Raw genomic sequence first — 17,009 nt, forward strand, 5'->3', positions numbered from 1 at the left:
CACAGCGACGACGAGCCGTGGAGATCGGACGGCGGTTCGACCGCTGTCAGGCGAAGACCTCGAACTCGTCGGGCTCGACCCCGACGCCGGCCGCGAGCAGCTTGTCCCGCTGCTCCCGGCGGATCGCCTGCTCGGCCGGGTCGGGGACCGGCACGGCGGCCAGCAGACGTTTGGTGTAGTCGTCGATCGGGTTGGACAGGATCTGCTCCCGGGTGCCCATCTCGACCAACCGGCCGTGGTGCAAGACCGCGATCCGGCGGGACAGGATCTCCACCACCGCGAGGTCGTGGGAGATGAACAAGCAGGCGAAACCCTGCTGCGCCTGCAGCTCCTGGAACAGGTCGAGCACCCTGGCCTGGACCGAGACGTCGAGGGCGGAGGTGGGTTCGTCGGCGATCAGCAGCTTCGGGTTCAGGGCCAGGGCCCGGGCGATGCCGACCCGCTGACGCTGGCCGCCGGAGAGTTCGTGCGGGTAGCGGTTCCGCATGGCCCGCGGCAGCTGCACCTGGTCGAGCAGCTTCTCCACCCGGTTCGACAGGTCCTTGCCCTTGGCCATCTTCTGCAGCAGCAGGGGTTCGCCGATCGACTCGCCGACCGGCAGCCGCGGGTTGAGGGACGAGCCCGGGTCCTGGAAGACGAAGCTGACGTCCTTGCGCACCTGGAGCAGGTCCTTCTTGCTGGCGCCCACGATATTGGTGCCGATCACGTTGGCCGTGCCCTGGACGAACGGCAGCAGGCCGACCAGGGCCCGGCCGATGGTGGTCTTGCCGGAGCCGGACTCGCCGACCAACCCGACCACCTCGCCCTGCCCGATGGACAGGGTGAACTTGTCGACGGCCCGGAACGCCGGGGTCCGTCCCCGCTTCGGGTACTCGACGGCGACGTCGTGCAGCTCAACGACGGGCGGCACGCCGGGCGCCAGGTCGGCCCGTTTGGTCGGGTCCTCGGCGACCTCCTCCGGGCGGTGGGTGGTGGTCGCGCCGCCTTCGATGCCCTCGGCCAGGTCCTCCGCCATCGGAACACCCTCGTCGGCGACGATCGAGCCGAGGTGCGGCACCGCGTTCAGCAGCTGGATCGTGTATGCCTGCTCGGGGTGCTTGAAGATCTTCTCGGCGTCGCCGGTCTCGACGATCTTGCCATCCTTCATCACGATGATGCGGTCGGCCATGTCGGCCACCACACCCATGTCGTGGGTGATCAGGATGATCGCGGCGTCCACCCGGTGCTTGAGATCCCGCATCAGCTTGAGGATCTCGGCCTGGACGGTGACGTCCAGCGCGGTGGTCGGCTCGTCGGCGACCAGCAACATCGGGTCGAGGGCCAGGGCCTGCGCGATCATGGCCCGCTGCCGCTGCCCACCGGAGAGTTGGTGCGGGTAGGAGTCGACCCGACGTTCCGGATCCGGGATCTCGACCAGGGTCAGCAGTTCGATGGCCCTGGCCCGCGCCGCCTTGGGGGCCATGGCCTTGTGGGCCCGGAGCATCTCGGCGATCTGGAAGCCGATGGTGTACACCGGGTTCAGAGCGGTCATCGGCTCCTGGAAGATCATCGCGATCTCCTTGCCGCGGATGGCCCGCATCGCCCGCTCGGAGGCACCGACCAACTCGCGTTCGCCGAGTTTGATCGACCCTTCGACGTGGGAGTTCTTCGGCAACAGGCCGAGAATGGCCATGGCGGTGGTGCTCTTACCGGAACCGGACTCGCCGACGATCGAGAGCACCTCGCCCGGCATCAACGTGAACTCGTTCCGGGTGACGGCCGGGTACCACGTGCCGTCGACCCAGAAGTCGATGTCGAGATCACGGACGGTCAGGACGGGCGCGTTCGTCTTGTTCAGGTTGGGCGCACCGGTGGGCGTGGTCACGACGAGGTCCTTCCATACTGCGGTTGACTGCTCTGGGGACGGCGGCCGCTGCGCCGGCGGGGAGAGAGCGTTGCTGATGGGACGATGGCCCCATGCGATCGGTTTTTCGTCCGAGCTTCGGCCGGGTCATGACAGTTGTCTTCGCCGGTCTGGGTGCGGTCGCCCTGGTGATGACCTTGATCAGCGACGGTTCCCGGGCCGCCCTGCTGCTGGCACCCTGGGATGCCCTGGCCGTCGGCCTGGTCTGGGCCATCTACTGGCGCCCCGAGGTGGCCGTCGACGACGGTGGGGTCCGGGTCGTGAACGTGCTGCGCACCATCGACCTGCCCTGGCCGTCGATCCAGCGGATCGACACCAAGTGGGCGCTGACCCTGTTCACCCACTACGGAAAGGTGACCGCCTGGGCCGCGCCGGCGCCGGGCGGACTGGCTTCCCGGATGGCCGGCCGCCACGACCTCAAGGGCCTGCCGGAGTCCACCTTCGGGCCCGGCGATTCCATCCGTCCGGGCGACCTGCCCGGTTCCCCGTCCGGCTCGGCCGCCCTGGTCGTTCGGCGCCGCTGGGAGGAGCTCCGGGACGCCGGCCACCTGGACGACCCGAAGATCGAGTTCGAGGCGCCACCGTCGTTCTGGCACTACCGGACGATCCTGGTCGGGGCGGTGTTGGTGCTGCTCGGGCTGTTGAGCTCGGTCCTGGCCTGACGCCCACGGCGCCCTGACCGTGGTCATCGAACTCAACTCTCCGGCCCGGCCGCGGTTGCCATGGCTTCCAGCTGACGCGACTTGCGCAGGTCGCGAGCCTTGGGAATGCGCTTCTGCCGGGGGTCGAAGGCGTCCCGGAGGCCGTCACCGATGAAGTTCAGACACAGCACGATGACGATGATCATGACGCCGGGCCAGATGAACAGGTAGGGCTCACCGGTCTGGATGGAGCCCTGGTACTGGGAGATCAGCGAGCCCAGGGAGACGTCCGGGTACTGGATGCCGAACTGCAGATACGACAGTGCCGCCTCGGCCAGGATGCCGCCACTCATGGTCAGGGTCACGTTGACGACGATGACGCCGACCGAGTTGGGCAGGATGTGCTTGAACATGATGCGGGCGTTGGACGCTCCGGCCACCCGGGCCGCGTCGACGAACTCGCGCTCCCGCAGCGACAGGAACTCGGCCCGGACGAGCCGGGCCAGCGATGTCCAGGAGAGCAGGCCGAGGGCCAGGGCCACCACCAACACCCCTCTGGTGTTGAACTGGTAGCCGACGACGGCGGTGATCAGGATGATCGGCAGCGTGATGATCAGGTCGGTGAAGCGCATGATCACCGAGTCGACCCAGCCCAGGAAGAAGCCGGCGACCGCGCCCAGCACCACCCCGATGACGGTGGTCAGCAGGCCCAGGATCAACACGACCACGATGGTCTGCTGCGTTCCCCGCATCACCTGGGCGAAGTTGTCGGTGCCCCACTGCCCGCTGGCCCCGAACGGGAAGTCGCCCCAGGCGAAGAAATGGCCACCGATGCCCAGGAAGGCCAGGGTCGGTCGTTGACCGGACGGCGAACCGACCACGTCGTAGGCGTTCCACTTCCACCAGCCGGGGACGGGACCCCACCCGATGCTGGTGATGGCCAGGAGCAGGGTCAGAGCCAGCACGATCAGCGAGACCATGGCCGCACGGTGCTGGAGGAACCGCCGCCGCACGATCTGTCCCTGGGACAGGCCGGCGACCTCCTTCTGCTCGAGGGAGATCTCCTCCTCGGTGATCACCGGGGCGCCCGGCTCGGGCATCGGCTGAGTGGGAGTCGACATCAGGAACCTACCCGGATTCGGGGGTCGAGACCGGCATAGGCCAGGTCGGCGAGCAGATTGGCAAGGACGGCGATGGTGGCGCTCACGACGAAGAACGCCATCACCGGGTTGGGATCATGGGCGAGTAGCCCCTGCTGGAACAGTTGTCCCATCGACTTCCACCCGAACACGGTCTCGGTCAGCACAGCGCCGCCGATCAGTCCGGCGATGTCGAAGGCAACCACGGTGGCCATCGGGATCAGCGCGTTGCGCAGTGCGTGCCGCATGACGACGGTCCGCTCGGTCAGACCCTTCGACCGGGCCGTGCGGATGTAGTCCATGTTCATCACCTCCAGCATGCTCGCCCGCGAGAACCGCGAGTGGGTGGCCAGCGAGATGAGCATCAGGGTGATGGTCGGCAGGATCAGGTGGGTCATGGTGTCGGTCAGCTGGATCCAGAAGTCACCCTGCAGGTTGGGTGTACTCGGGCCCAGCGTCCGGATCGGACGCCCGTTGATGGCCGTGTTCGTGTTGTAGGAGTGCCACGCCCGGAACATCCGGTCCACGAAGATGACGAAGCTGGTGGTGAAGGCGGTGATGGCGCCGTTCCGGGCCGACAGTCCACGGTCGTCGCCGCCGTACAGGTATCCGATCACCGACCCGACGATCAGCGCGATCACCAGCAATCCGAACAACTTCCAGCCGGACATGCCGTTGTGGAAGAAGAACTGCAGCGGGTACCACAGGGCGACACCGACGGCCACCGTGGTCAGCGCGGTGTAGAGCGACTTCCTGTTCCCCAGGCCGGATGTCAGCACGGTGACGCCGAGGGCCAGTCCGACCCCGAGCAGGGCGATGACGACCGGGCCGAGGCTCGGGTTGAGCAGCCACTGCTGGACGGTGATGAAGTAGAAGACGGCGAAGGCGACGAGTCCGGACAGGGCACCGGTCATCAGTCGGCGGCGCAGTTCGCCGGCGAAAAGCGAGTAGGCGATCAGCCCGATGAGGACCGACGCGATGATGATGGTCGCCCAACTCATCTGGGCCCCGCGTTGCAGGAAGGTGTTGAACTGCAAGGCGAAGATGTCCTTGAGGACGATGCCGATCCAGATCACCGGCAGCGAGAAGAACAGGAAGGTGATCAGCGTGACCGTGTAGTCCAGCCCGGAGTACTGCCGCAAAGCGGTGATGATGCCGATCGCGATACCCAGGAAGACGGCGAGCACCGTCGAGGCGGTGATCAGTTTCAGCGAACTGCCCAAGGCCAGGGACAGCTGGCCGTTGACCGGGACTTGCGCGATGTTCACGCCGAAGTCGCACTTGCCGACGAAACACCCGCCGACGCCCTTGAGCCAGATGAAGTAGCGGAACACCGGATTGACGTCCAGGTGCAGGGTCTGGGTGATGGTCGCCATGGTCTGCAGTCGCTGCGTGGGATTGGGTAGGCCACGCGCGTTCTCCAGCGGATCGCCGGCGTTGCTGACCAGCACGTAGGCGATGAACGTGGCCCCGATCAGGATGAAGAACGAAGCCACGATTCGTCGGAGGATGAAGGTCAACAAGTTGGGCTCACTCTTCCATGCTGGTTCCGGTGACCCGGGCGGACTTCGGCCCGGGACCATGACGACAAACCTTCGCGGGAGGCACCGTACCGGACATGGCCGGTACGGTACCTCCCGCTGAGAAGGCTGTTACTCCTGTTCGTGCACTACTCGGGGGCGATCAGCTGCCCGCGAGCTTCCACTCCCAGAAGTTGTAGAACACGCCCGGCGAGACCGGAACCGACGAGACGTTGGAGATCTTGGTCGAGTCGTATCCGACGATGTCCGGGTACTGGTACAGGATCGTGCCGAAGGCGTTGGCCACCAGCTCCTTCTCCGTGCTCTCGATCAACTTGTTCTGCTTGGTCGGGTCGGAGGTGACGTTGAGCGTCGTCATGTCCTTGTTGACCTGGGCGTTGTTGAACTGGCCATAGTTGTTCTGGCCCCAGGTCTTGGAGACCGAATCCTTGCCGAGGTAGTTCGGCGGGATCTGCGCGATGCCCAGATTGGTGTTCTGCCAGGCGAAGAGCGAGGCGTCGTACTTGGCGATGTTCGGCAGGTTCGAGGACCAGTTCGGGTCCTTGCCGTCGACCAGTGTGATGCCGGCCTCCTTCGCCGACGCGGCGATCAGCGCGAACTCCTGGCCACGCACCGGGTTGGTGGCCGAGTACAGGAAACGCACCTTCAGGTTCGTCACGCCCGCCTTGGCCAGCAGGGCCTTGGCACCGGCGATGTCCACCGTGTCGTACGCCGACATGCCGTTGGACTTGGTCACCGTGTCGTACAGCGGCGAACCGGGGACCTGGGTGAACGAGTCACGCAGAACGGCCGAGGGGTTGATCGGCTTGACCAGGCGGTCCAGGATGCCCTGGCGCGGGATGACCTTCAGGAAGGCCTGACGGACCTCGAGGGCCTTGGTGGCGTCGCCGCCGTAGGTCTTCGGGTCGAACGGGCCGCCGTTGTTGAAGACCAGGTCGACGTGCTCATACGAGCCGCCGACACCGACGCTGTACTTGACGCCCTGGCCCGACAGCGCGGCCAGACCCTTCGTGGTGTCGGCCGTCGGGTGCTCCGGCTCGTAGATCGCGACCTCACCGTTGGCGATGGCCTGGACGGCCGCGGTCGCGTCCGGCAGGTACTGGTAGGTGATGGTCTTGACGGTCGGCTTCGGGCCCCAGGTGTAGTCGGGGTTGGCCGTGAACGTCATGTACTGGTTGGCCTTGAAGTCGGTCAACAGGTACGCGCCGTCGGACAGGTACAGCGACTTGTCGCTGGGCAGCGCCGTGAAGTCGAAGCCGGTGTTCCAGAAGTTGGCGATCTTGACCAGGTCGGCCGTCTTCTTGTTCTTGAACGCGGCGACCAGGGCGGTCGTGGCCGCGGCGGCGTCGGTCATGCCGAGGGCGTGCATGGCCGTGACGTGGGCCGGAACGCCGACCGTGAGGTTCAGCGCGTAATCGACGAACGGCTCGTCGTAGACGACGGTCAGCGACTTGTTGTCGGCCGAGGCCTCCGGGAACTTGGTGATCAGGGCCAGGCCCTGGCTCTGCGAGTCGAAGGCGACGGCGCTGGTGTTGGCGATCGGGTTGCCGTCCTTGTCCGTCTTCACCTCGCCGGTGTTGAAGTTACCGGACTGCGCACCCCAGGCCAGGATCAGGTCGGCCGCCGTGACCGGCACGCCGTCGGACCACTTGGCGGCCGCGTTGATCGTGTACTTGACGGTCAACGGGCTCTTGGAGACGACGACGCACTGGATGAACTGGTCGTTGTTGACCAGGTTCAGGTCCTTGTCGTAGTAGTTCTCCTGCGCCTGGGTCAGGTACTGCGGGTTGGCGTTGTAGACCGAGTTGCCGTGCGAGGTGATGTTGTTCCAGGACGTGGCCAGTTCGGCACTGCCGGTGGTGACAGCACCCTTCGGCTCGCCCGGGTCGGTGTAGGGGCCGTGCGGCTTGCCGCAGCCCTCGCTGCCGGCTGGCTGCGGGGTGTACTGCGGGGCGCCACTCGTCGCGGCGCCGCTGGTGGCGGCCCCGCTCGAGGGTGCGCCGCTGGACACCGGCGCCGCACTGGAGGATCCGCTGGCGGCCGGGGTGCTGCTCGACGAGGCCGAACTGCTGGACGGCGTCGACTGACCAGGCGAGCTGGAGCACGCGGCGAAGACCATCGCCGATGCCGCTACGAGAGCAGTGAGTGTCACTGCTCGTGTTCTTGTCATGAAGGTTCCTCCTCGGAGCGCTGCGCAACCCGTCAACGTCGGCCCCCATCGACCGCCGCATCCTTCGGGCTGCAGAGCAACCATGTATGTCTGACCGCCAGACTTTACGAACTGTCTCACCATCTGGGCCAGGCGACAACAGTGATCGTCACCAAAAGGTGACCGGTGGTTAGCATTAGGGAAACACCAATCGGACATCTGGGGCACGCGAACTACGTCGGCGCAGCTCTTCCAGTCAGGACTCTCCGGCGCCGGAAAAGTTGCGGCGATCGCTCTCTGTGACCGGTATATGTCCAGGTCACCGCGCACCGGAGGTTAGCTCGCCGGCCAGGTCGGCAGGGTGGAAAGAGGCCCCGAGAACGCCCACCCGGGCCCGGATTTCCCGGCCGCGAGGCCGTAACGCGACGACGTGGCGAAGATGGCCGACGGACGACTGATCTGGATCACCGGGAGCGCCGTCGCGAGGGCGCTCTGCAGCCCGGCGGGCACCGTCCCGGCCGACGCCTGGTCCAGCAGGGCCTGGATCCCCGTCGTGCACAACCCGGACAGGTTGCCCGCACGCGGCACCGGGTTGCGGCCCGCGACTCCCCCACTCGACCCGGTGCCGACCGGGCACCCGAAGGCCGACCCTACGGCCAGACCGTCGGAGGGACCGCGCGGCACCATCAGCAATCCGAGGTCCGCGGTACCCAGGGCCAGGCGGCTGTTCACCATGGCCCGTTGGTCGTCCCGGATCAGGTCGACCTCGATGCCGATCGCCGCCAGTTGGGTCTGGACCAGCGCGGCGGCGGCGGCCATCCGGGCGTCGTTGGCGGCATAGGTCAGGGTCAACCGCAGAATCTGCCCTGCCTTGCTCATGTAGACCGATTCCCGGTGATATCCGGCGGCGGCCAGGTAGGACAGGGCGGCCGACCGGTCGGGCGCTTGCGTGCTGGCCGAGCCGCCGAGTGAGACCAATGAAGAGGACGACTGCCCGAGGGCCGAGTTGCCACCGTCCAGTACTGACCGGAGGGCCGCGACGTCCAGGGTCGCGGCCACCGCCCGGCGGACGTTCGGATCCGCGGCCGGACCGCGAACCGTGTTGAAGACGAGCTGTTGCGTCCCGGGCAGGGGCACGACGGCGCGCCTGGTGGCCGGCACCCGGGCCAGCAGGGTTCGTTGGTCGGCTTCGCCCGGCTGCAGCAAAACGGCCTGGACGTCACCTCGACCCAGCGCGGCAATCAACGCCGAGGAGGTGCCGATCCGGATGATCACGGTGCCCGGCTTCGGGGCGGCGCCCCAGTACTTGTCGTTGCGCACCAGGGTGATCTCGCCGGTGACCGTGTCGTAGCTCTGCATCTTGTACCGGTTGCCCGACACCGGGAGGCTGGTGGCCAGCCCCTCGGTCCAGCCGCCCGGCGAGTCCTTGAGGATGTGGGAGGGCAGCAGGGGTGAGAACAGGGTCTTCCAGTCCGACACGGAGTGGGTGAAGGTCACCTGGACCGTCTTCCCGGCGTCGCGGGACACGATCCCGCTGATCAGGCGGTAGCCCGCCGGGTCGACCGTGCCCGGCTGAATCAGCATCTGGTCGCGCAGATAGCTGAAGTCCTCGCCGGTGATCGGGGTTCCGTCGGACCAGGCGGCGTTGCGGTCCACCGTGTAGGTGACCGTGAACGGATCGGTCGAGGTGACCTCCGCCTTGCTCACCACATCCGAGTTGAGCTGGACCGAACCGTCGGACGCGACCGTGGACACCGACGGCAGTACCAGCTGGGAGACGGCCGAGTCGACCAGCGAGTAGTCGGCGATGGTGTGCGGGTTGAACCCCTCGACGGTGCCGTCGACCCCGATGGTGACGGCCGGTTCCGAGGGCTGCGCGCTTCCCGCGGCCGATGCGGCGGTGGGGGCGATCGGGGCCGGCAGCCCCGGCGGGGTGCAGGCCGTCGTCGCGAGAGCCAGCAGAGCCAGAACGACGAGAGACCGCGGACGGCGTCGTGCTCGCCGTCCGCGGTCTCTCATGCTCGTCACTGTGTTGAATCCTGACTCTTCGCGCAAGCGCGCATCGCTCCGCTCCGGCCTGCGATGCTCACTCGGGGTGGGTCAGGAGGAGACCTTGCTCCGCGAACGGGTGCGGGCCCGCTCACCGGCGTTCAGGACGACCTTGCGGATGCGAGCGGCGATCGGGGTGATCTCCACGCACTCGTCGTCGGCACAGAACTCCAGCGCCTGCTCCAGGCTGAGCACGCGGTTGGGCACCAGGTGCACCAGTTCCTCACTGGAGGACTTGCGCATGTTGGTGAGCTGCTTCTCCTTGGTGATGTTGACGTCCATGTCGTCGGCGCGGGAGTTCTCGCCGACGATCATGCCCTCGTACACCTCGGTGGTCGGCGGCACGAACATCGCGCCGCGCTCCTGCAGGCTGAGCATGGCGAATGGAGTCGCCTTGCCGGCGCGGTCGGCGACCAGCGAACCGCTGGCGCGGCCGCGGATCGGGCCGGCCCACGGGCCGTAGCCGTCGAAGATGGCACTGGCGATACCGGTGCCGCGGGTGTCGGTGAGGAAGTCGGTGCGGAAGCCGATCAACCCGCGGGACGGGACGTGGAACTCCAGGCGCACCCAGCCGGTGCCGTGGTTCGTCATGGTCTCCATGCGGCCCTTGCGGACGGCCAGCAGCTGCGTGACGGCGCCCAGGTACTCCTCGGGCACGTCGATGGTCAGGCGCTCGAACGGTTCGTGCTTGTGTCCGTCGACCTCGCGCAGGACGACCTGCGGCTTGCCGATGGTCAGCTCGAAGCTCTCCCGGCGCATGGTCTCGACCAGGATGGCCAGCGCGAGCTCACCGCGGCCCTGGACTTCCCAGGTGTCGGGGCGCTCGGTGTTCAGGACGCGGATCGAGACGTTACCGATCAGCTCCTGGTCGAGGCGGTTCTTGACCTGGCGGGCGGTCAGCTTCTTGCCGCCGTCCTTCCCCGCGAGGGGGCTGGTGTTGATGCCGACGGTCATGGAGATGGCCGGCTCGTCGACGGTGATCGGCGGCAGGGCCACCGGGTTCTCGGCGTCGGCCAGCGTCTCGCCGATCGTGATGTCGGCCATGCCGGCCACGGCGATCAGGTCGCCGGCGTAGGCCGACTCGACCGGGACCCGGTCGAGCGCCTCGGTGATCAACAGCTCGGAGACCCGGGTGCGGACGACGCTGCCGTCCAGCTTCATCCAGGCGACCTGCTGGCCCTTGGTGATGGTGCCCTCGATAACCCGGCACATGGCGATACGGCCGAGGAACGGGGAGGCGTCGATGTTGGTGACCTGCGCCTGCAGCGGCGCACCCTCGGTGTACTGGGGAGCCGGGATGGCCTCCAGCAGCACGTCGAACAGCGGGTCGAGGTTCTCGTGGTCGGGCATCTCGCCGTTGCCCGGCTTGTTCAGGCTGGCCCGCCCGGCGCGCGAGGCGCAGTAGACGATCGGGAACTCGATCTGCTCGTCGTCGGCGTCCAGGTCCAGGAACAGGGCGTACGTCTCGTCGACGACCTCGTCGATCCGGGCGTCCGGGCGGTCGGTCTTGTTGACCACCAGGACGACCGGCAGGCGGGCCTCGAGGGCCTTGCGCAGCACGAAGCGGGTCTGCGGCAGCGGGCCTTCCGAGGCGTCGACCAGCAGGACGACACCGTCGACCATCATCAACGCGCGTTCCACCTCGCCGCCGAAGTCGGCGTGGCCAGGGGTGTCGACGATGTTGATGATCATGTCGCCGCGATGCACGGCGGTGTTCTTCGCGAGAATGGTGATGCCCTTCTCGCGTTCCAGGTCGTTGGAGTCCATCACCCGGTCGGTGTGGGCGCTCCCGGCGCGGAACGCGCCCGACTGCCACAACATCGCGTCGACCAGGGTGGTCTTGCCATGGTCGACGTGCGCGACGATGGCGACATTTCGTAGATCTGACCTAACAGCCACAGCGGGAATGCTCCTCTTGACTCCGGGGCACCCGGATCTGAAGCTCACCGGGCGCATGACAAAAGCCGCGGCACGTGGGCCACGGCGGCCACCCGAGTCGAATTTGACACAGTGCAGCGTCATCGAGTCTACCGGGGGCGGGGTGCACTCCTGGTCCCCTGCTCTCCCGACTGCGTCACAGGCGCCCACGCGCGGCAGTTCCCGCGTGCCGGACGCCACCCGGCCCGGGGCCGGACGGCCGCTCCCGCCGGCCGGACGGGACGGGCCCGGGGGGACGGGGCCGGGGCCACGCCGGGCCGGGCCACGCCGGGCCGGGCCGGGACCACTCGTAATGCCGGCCTGAACATGCCATCCCACCGGCGGCCGTACGAGTGCGTCTCAGGCGTTACGAGTACCAACGTCGCTGCAGAACCCTCGCCGCACCCTCGCCGCGCAGTGCGCGGCGCGAAGCGGTGAGTTCGAACGCCCGGGCCCTCCTAAGGCGGCCTAGAGTCGAGATCCAACGGGCGACCATGAGAGCAGGCGACATGAGCAACGAGCCGAAACCAGAGCATCCGGCCCCCGGCGAACCCGGATTCGAGCCACCGATCGAGATGCTGGAGTTCGACGAGGACATCGCGCCACGTCCGGAGGAAGAAGTCGCCGACGTCTCCCGATCGGCCCCTGACCAGCACTGATCGCTCGTCCTGACGAGCACGGTGAATCCGGGTTCCGTCGTCGAGCCCACCCGTCGCACCGGCGGAGAGGCCTAGGTCGAGGTCAGACCCGGAGGAGCCGCCCAGGTTCCATGAATCGCGGTGGCTCGCGCGTCCATTCCTTGTGTCCCGCACGCGCGAACGCCGACGCGGTTCGGGACAGGATCGACGCACGATGGCCGAAGTCCCGCCAGATGAACCGAACGCACTGCCGGTCCGTGTCCCTGATCCGGTCTTCGCGAACCTTCTCGGCAAAGACGACGTCCCCCGGGTCCTGTCCCGGTTTGAGTAGACGTCCGTATTTCACCTGGCCGTCGAACTCGCCCACAGTCGCGTAGCCGTCGAAATCGAAATCGACGCGAGCGTGCGTTCCATCGGCCAGTCCGATGGCGGCCTGCAGCCGAGGTGCGGGCAATCCGACCTGGGCGAACCGGAGGCGGCAGATCGACTCGCCCACGCTCTCCGATCCGGCGTCCGCGAATTCGATGATCCGGGCGGCCCGCCCGGCGCCCGGAGTGCGCGCCGCCGCTTCGAGCGCGTCGAACAGATCGTCGGAGGTGCACATCCCCAGGTGAAGAACACTGTCCGCCGCGGCGATCCCGTACTCCCACGGCAACGATCGGGCGATGTCGAACACGGTGCGGGCGGGACTGGTCGTCAGCACTCCGTCCACCACCGCGATGTCCACGTCGCGTAGACGGCTGCGATGCGGGTTGATGTTCGTCGTCCGGCCACGCCCGGCCGCCGACGGCCAGGTCGCATGAACACGGCCGAACTCCACGCGCGGCAGTGAGATGCCGAGCACCGTGGCCGCGGACGTATGGCTGATCACCGCGCGTTCGCCGAGCCAGTCTCCGATCTCGAGGGCACGAATCCGGTGCCGGGCAGCACCGTCCGCACGGTCCCACCGGTCACCGTCGGCGTAGCGGCCGGGGCGGAAGCGATGGAGTTCTCCGCGACGCTGGGCCTGTCGAATGTCCCGATCGGTCAGGTCACCGGCCAACAGCGACGAACGGCTGGTCCACGGGCGAGGCGATGTCATGCCTCCCAGTCGACCTCGGAAATCAATCGCGGATCAGACCAGAGTCATGTTTGTGGAGAATCCCGAGGTGTGTGGACAACCCGCCGCCGGCCTTGGCCTTCTCTCGTTTCGCACTGCTCGCCCCAGGCGTCACTCGCACCGAAGCTGGTCCACAACGACTCGTGCGTCGACGAGCTTGTGCCTCGTCCCGGATCCTCGTACCGGAGCACTTGTCATGCCGCGTGTGCACTGGTCAGGCCACCCACGGCGCGACGAGCGACACTCGGCATGACGAGTCGGTGCCGTGGCCCTGCGCACCCCGCGTCGATGGCTTGTCTGTCCGCGCCGCGCCTTGGCGCCTCGTACCGCGAACGGCCCGTCGGTCGGACGCCGATCCGTTGCGGTACCGGGCCGTGCGCGTCCATTGCCAGCCGGGCATGATGTCAGTCGCGCAGGTCGGCGCACTTGCGACCGCCAACCGTGCGCGCTCGACCAACCACGCGGCCGAGGAACCACCCCGCCCGACCCACCACCGCACCTCACCACCGCTGGGCCCGACCACCCGCCGCACCCGACCACCCGCCGCACCCGATCACCGCCAACCGTGAGGAAGATCCATGACGAACACCGCTGACCAGCCGATCGCCGCGCTGCGCTCCGGGCACGACTCGCTGGTCGCCCTCGTGCACACGCTGTCGCCCGAGCAAATCGCCGGTAGGTCCGGCGCCGCCGAGTGGTCCGTGGCCCAGGTGCTGAGTCATCTCGGTAGCGGCGCCGAGATCGGCCTGGCCGCGCTGAACGCCTCGCTCCACGGCGCCGAGAAGCCGGCCGAAGGCTTCAACCGCAGCGTCTGGGACCGCTGGGATGCGATGACGCCCCCGGACCAGGCCCACCACTTCATGATGTCCAACGAGAAGCTGGTCCGGGCCTACGAGAAGCTCGACGACGCCACCCGCACCAACGGGACCGTCGATCTGGGGTTCCTCCCGGCTCCGGTCGACGTGGCGACCGCCGCGAGCTTCCGGCTGACCGAGTTCGCGCTGCACAGCTGGGACGTGGCCGTCACTTTCGATCCGGACGCGACTCTGGCGCCTGAGGCCGTCGAGCCGCTCCTGACCACCGTGCCGCTGCTGATCGGCTGGATCGGCAAGCCGGCGGACGTACTCGGCGGGCACGGCGTCGCCGTCACCGTCCGAACCAGCGACCCGACCCGCGATTTCGGCCTGGAGATCACCGACAAGGTCGGGCTGGTCGACTCCCCCGACGACGCCGACGCCGAACTCGTCCTGCCTGCCGAGAGCTGGCTCCGGCTGGCCACCGGTCGCCTGCAACCGACCCACACCCCAGCCGGCGTGACGGTGAACGGCGACATCACCCTCGAGAAACTGCGGCAGATCTTCCCGGGGTACTGACCGTCCTCGTGTCGTCACTGCCGGTACCGGCATGACGAAGGGCACCCCGTGGAGCTTGGGGTGCCCTTCGTGATCAAGTCGCGAGGATCTACATTCCGCTGTTGATATTGGTGTCCAGAGCGCGGGTCAGACCCGGAGTGCTCGGAAGACCAGCGGCCGCTGACGGCGCCGGGAACTCATCGCCCTCCTCGACCTGGGTCGGGTGCAGCACGCGGAACATGAACGACTTGGTGCGCTCGTGCTGCGGGTTGCCGATGACCTGCTCGGCCGAACCCTCTTCGACGACATATCCGCCGTCCATGAAGATCACGCGATCGGCGACGTCGCGGGCGAAGGCCATCTCGTGGGTGACGACCATCATCGTCATGCCTTCCTTGGCCAACCCCTTCATGACGGCCAGCACCTCACCCACCAGCTCCGGGTCGAGCGCCGAGGTCGGCTCGTCGAACAACATCAGATCCGGGTTCATCGACAGCGAGCGCGCGATGGCGATGCGCTGCTGCTGACCGCCCGAGAGCTGCGGCGGGTAGGCCGCCTCTTTGTGCGCCATCCCGACGCGCTCGAGGTTGTGCCGCGCGGTCTTCTCGGCCTCGTCCTTGGACCGCTTCAAGATCTTCATCTGAGCGATCGTCAGGTTCTGCAGGACAGTCAGGTGCGGGAAGAGGTTGAACTGCTGGAACACCATGCCGATGCTGCGCCGCATGGCGTCGATGTCGCACTCGCTGTCGGTGACCTCGAACCCATTGACGATGATCTTGCCCGCGGTTGGCTGCTCGAGCAGGTTGACGCAACGCAGCATGGTCGTCTTCCCGGAGCCCGAAGGCCCGATCACGCAGACGACCTCGCCCTTCTTGATCTCGACGTCGATGTTCTTCAGCACCTCGACCGCGCCGAAGCGCTTGACCAGTCCCTTGACCGAGATAGCGCCCTGGCCCTGGAAATCGGCAGTCTGAGTCATGGTCATCGCCTCTTCGCTTGGTTGCGTTCCAGGGCGCGTACCGCCTGGGACAACGGCAGGGTAATCACGAGGTAGGCCAGCCCGGCAAGGATCAGCGGTGACGAACTGGAATCGATGCCAGTGATGCCACCGCTGGCCGCCGTGTTGGCCAGGAACGTGAGCTCGTACTGACTCGATGCTAGACCGACGGCGAAGACGAGCGAGGAGTCCTTGATCAACAGGATGACCTCGTTGGTCAGCGGCGGAATGATGATCCGGAACGCCTGCGGCAGAATGACCAGGCGCATGGCGCTCCCGCGGGACATACCGAGCGTGCGGGCCGCCTCCATCTGGCCCTTCGGCACGGCCTGCACGCCGGCCCGGATGGTCTCCGACATGTAGGCCGCGGCCACCGAGCCCAGACCCAACGTGACCAGCACGTAGAAGTTGCCGAAGAACTTGTTGTTGTTGCCGAAGACGATCGGGATGCCGTAGGTCAACAGGTACAGCACGAGCAGGGTCGGCAGGCCGCGGAGTAGTTCGACGTACACGGTGGCGATCCACCGGTACAGCCGCACCTCGGACATGCGCATCAGCGCGATGATCAGGCCAACGATGAGGCCGAAGACGAATGCGCTGGCCGTGTAGATGAGCGTGTTGACGAAGCCGGTCTTGATGATGCGCGGCAGGATCTGTCCCATGACGTGCCAGTCCAGGAACTGAACCTTGAAGTCGTGCCAGTGTCCGACCAGGGCCATGACGACGACGATGAGAACGATCACCGCGTACTGCGCCGTGCGGATGATGGTGGTGCGTTGCTTCCTGGTCATGCCCCGCTGCGCGGTGGCAGGTGCTGTCACGGGCCATCTCCTGTCCGAGGTCTGCTGGTGGGGTGAACCGAATCGGACGGGACCCCGACGCGCGTCGCGCTCGGGGCCCCGTCCGGGATGCGATTACTTCGTGGGCGGAGTGCCGCCGATCCACTTCTTGTAGCTGGCCAGGTAGGTGCCGTCGGCCTTCGACTTCGCGATGACATAGTTGGCGACGGTGGCCAGGGCGGTGTTGCCCAGTGCCACGCCGAAGCCGTATTCCTCGCCGGTGTTGAAGTTGTCGACGATCTTGACCTTGCCGGCCTGCTGCTTGCTGTACTCGTTGAGTGCAGGCTGGTCATGAATGGCAGCATCGATCTTGCTGGCCTGGAGGGCGACTTCTTCGTCCGAGATCTGGGCGTATTCCAGGACCGTGTAGCCGTACTGCTCGGCGTACTTCTGCGCGTAGGCAAGACCGGTGGTGCCGGTCTGGGCGCCGAGCTTCTTGCCCTTGAGGTCGGCCAGGCTCTTGGCCGAGCTGGACGAGAGCACCATCAGTGCCTGCGAGGCGTCGTAGTACGGGTTGGAGAAGGTGATGGAGGCCATGCGCTCGGCCGTGATCGTCATCGCGGCGGCCGAGATGTCGCACTTCTTCGTCTTGGTGGCGGTACCCGACTTGATAGCCACGAACTGCTGAACGGAGATCTTGGTGGTGACACCCAGATCCTTGGCCATCCAGTCCATGAAATCGATATCGAACCCGACGATCTTGCCGCTGCCGTCATCGACCTCGAACGGCGCGTACGGCAACGAC

At 67.0% G+C, this 17,009-nt stretch carries 13 protein-coding genes; 3 read left to right on the forward strand and 10 right to left on the reverse strand.

Features of this window, described 5'->3' with window-relative positions; all coding sequences use genetic code 11:
- Positions 1-46 precede the first annotated feature (46 nt).
- The gene (locus tag BLS97_RS02135) at positions 47-1,864 is read right to left on the reverse strand and encodes an ABC transporter ATP-binding protein (protein WP_197676363.1); all 1,818 of its coding nucleotides are present in this window, start codon (positions 1,862-1,864) and stop codon (positions 47-49) included.
- Between the two features lie 92 nt (positions 1,865-1,956).
- Between BLS97_RS02135 and BLS97_RS02140 the strand changes: the two genes are divergently transcribed.
- Complete coding sequence (locus BLS97_RS02140; RefSeq protein WP_090474341.1) at positions 1,957-2,565, forward strand: PH domain-containing protein; 609 nt, start codon at positions 1,957-1,959, stop codon at positions 2,563-2,565.
- A 32-nt stretch (positions 2,566-2,597) separates the two neighbouring features.
- Here BLS97_RS02140 and BLS97_RS02145 read toward each other — a convergent pair whose 3' ends face one another.
- The 5 genes from BLS97_RS02145 to typA all read right to left on the reverse strand — a co-directional run bounded on the left by BLS97_RS02145 (position 2,598) and on the right by typA (position 11,369).
- Complete coding sequence (locus BLS97_RS02145; RefSeq protein ID WP_090474343.1) at positions 2,598-3,665, reverse strand: ABC transporter permease; 1,068 nt, start codon at positions 3,663-3,665, stop codon at positions 2,598-2,600.
- A complete protein-coding gene (locus BLS97_RS02150) occupies positions 3,665-5,179 on the reverse strand; it encodes an ABC transporter permease subunit (RefSeq protein WP_197676364.1) in 1,515 nt (504 codons plus the stop codon). The genes BLS97_RS02145 and BLS97_RS02150 overlap by 1 nt, the downstream gene beginning before the upstream one ends.
- Before the next feature lie 187 nt (positions 5,180-5,366).
- Positions 5,367-7,376 carry an ABC transporter substrate-binding protein gene (locus tag BLS97_RS02155; RefSeq protein WP_157695118.1) on the reverse strand — a complete coding sequence of 670 codons (2,010 nt, stop codon included), beginning with the start codon at positions 7,374-7,376 and terminating at the stop codon, positions 5,367-5,369.
- A gap of 333 nt (positions 7,377-7,709) precedes the next feature.
- Positions 7,710-9,392, reverse strand: a complete 1,683-nt coding sequence (locus BLS97_RS02160; RefSeq protein WP_090474349.1) for an ABC transporter substrate-binding protein — start codon at positions 9,390-9,392, stop codon at positions 7,710-7,712.
- Positions 9,393-9,473: 81 nt separating this feature from the next.
- Positions 9,474-11,369: a translational GTPase TypA gene (gene typA / locus BLS97_RS02165; protein WP_269457486.1), complete on the reverse strand. Its 1,896-nt coding sequence runs from the start codon at positions 11,367-11,369 to the stop codon at positions 9,474-9,476.
- 479 nt (positions 11,370-11,848) lie between these two features.
- On the opposite strand from typA, the gene BLS97_RS22575 reads away from it, so the two are divergent.
- Complete coding sequence (locus BLS97_RS22575) at positions 11,849-11,998, forward strand: hypothetical protein (protein WP_157695119.1); 150 nt, start codon at positions 11,849-11,851, stop codon at positions 11,996-11,998.
- A gap of 82 nt (positions 11,999-12,080) precedes the next feature.
- Here the strand turns inward: BLS97_RS22575 and BLS97_RS02170 are convergent, their stop codons facing one another.
- Positions 12,081-13,058, reverse strand: coding sequence for a hypothetical protein (locus tag BLS97_RS02170; RefSeq protein ID WP_090474352.1), 978 nt, complete (start codon positions 13,056-13,058; stop codon positions 12,081-12,083).
- A gap of 596 nt (positions 13,059-13,654) precedes the next feature.
- On the opposite strand from BLS97_RS02170, the gene BLS97_RS02175 reads away from it, so the two are divergent.
- Positions 13,655-14,449, forward strand: a complete 795-nt coding sequence (locus BLS97_RS02175; protein WP_090474353.1) for a maleylpyruvate isomerase family mycothiol-dependent enzyme — start codon at positions 13,655-13,657, stop codon at positions 14,447-14,449.
- An 88-nt stretch (positions 14,450-14,537) separates the two neighbouring features.
- On the opposite strand, the gene BLS97_RS02180 is transcribed toward BLS97_RS02175, so the two are convergent.
- From BLS97_RS02180 to BLS97_RS22580, 3 genes are all read right to left on the reverse strand, one after another.
- Entirely contained in the window at positions 14,538-15,407 is an 870-nt protein-coding gene (locus BLS97_RS02180) for an amino acid ABC transporter ATP-binding protein (protein WP_197676365.1), read from the reverse strand.
- A 2-nt stretch (positions 15,408-15,409) separates the two neighbouring features.
- Positions 15,410-16,246, reverse strand: coding sequence for an amino acid ABC transporter permease (locus BLS97_RS02185; protein ID WP_197676366.1), 837 nt, complete (start codon positions 16,244-16,246; stop codon positions 15,410-15,412).
- Between the two features lie 93 nt (positions 16,247-16,339).
- A complete protein-coding gene (locus BLS97_RS22580) occupies positions 16,340-17,005 on the reverse strand; it encodes an ABC transporter substrate-binding protein (protein WP_157695120.1) in 666 nt (221 codons plus the stop codon).
- Between the last annotated feature and the right edge of the window lie 4 nt (positions 17,006-17,009).

It is taken from the genome of Nakamurella panacisegetis (assembly GCF_900104535.1).
Classification (GTDB): Bacteria; Actinomycetota; Actinomycetes; order Mycobacteriales; family Nakamurellaceae; genus Nakamurella; species Nakamurella panacisegetis.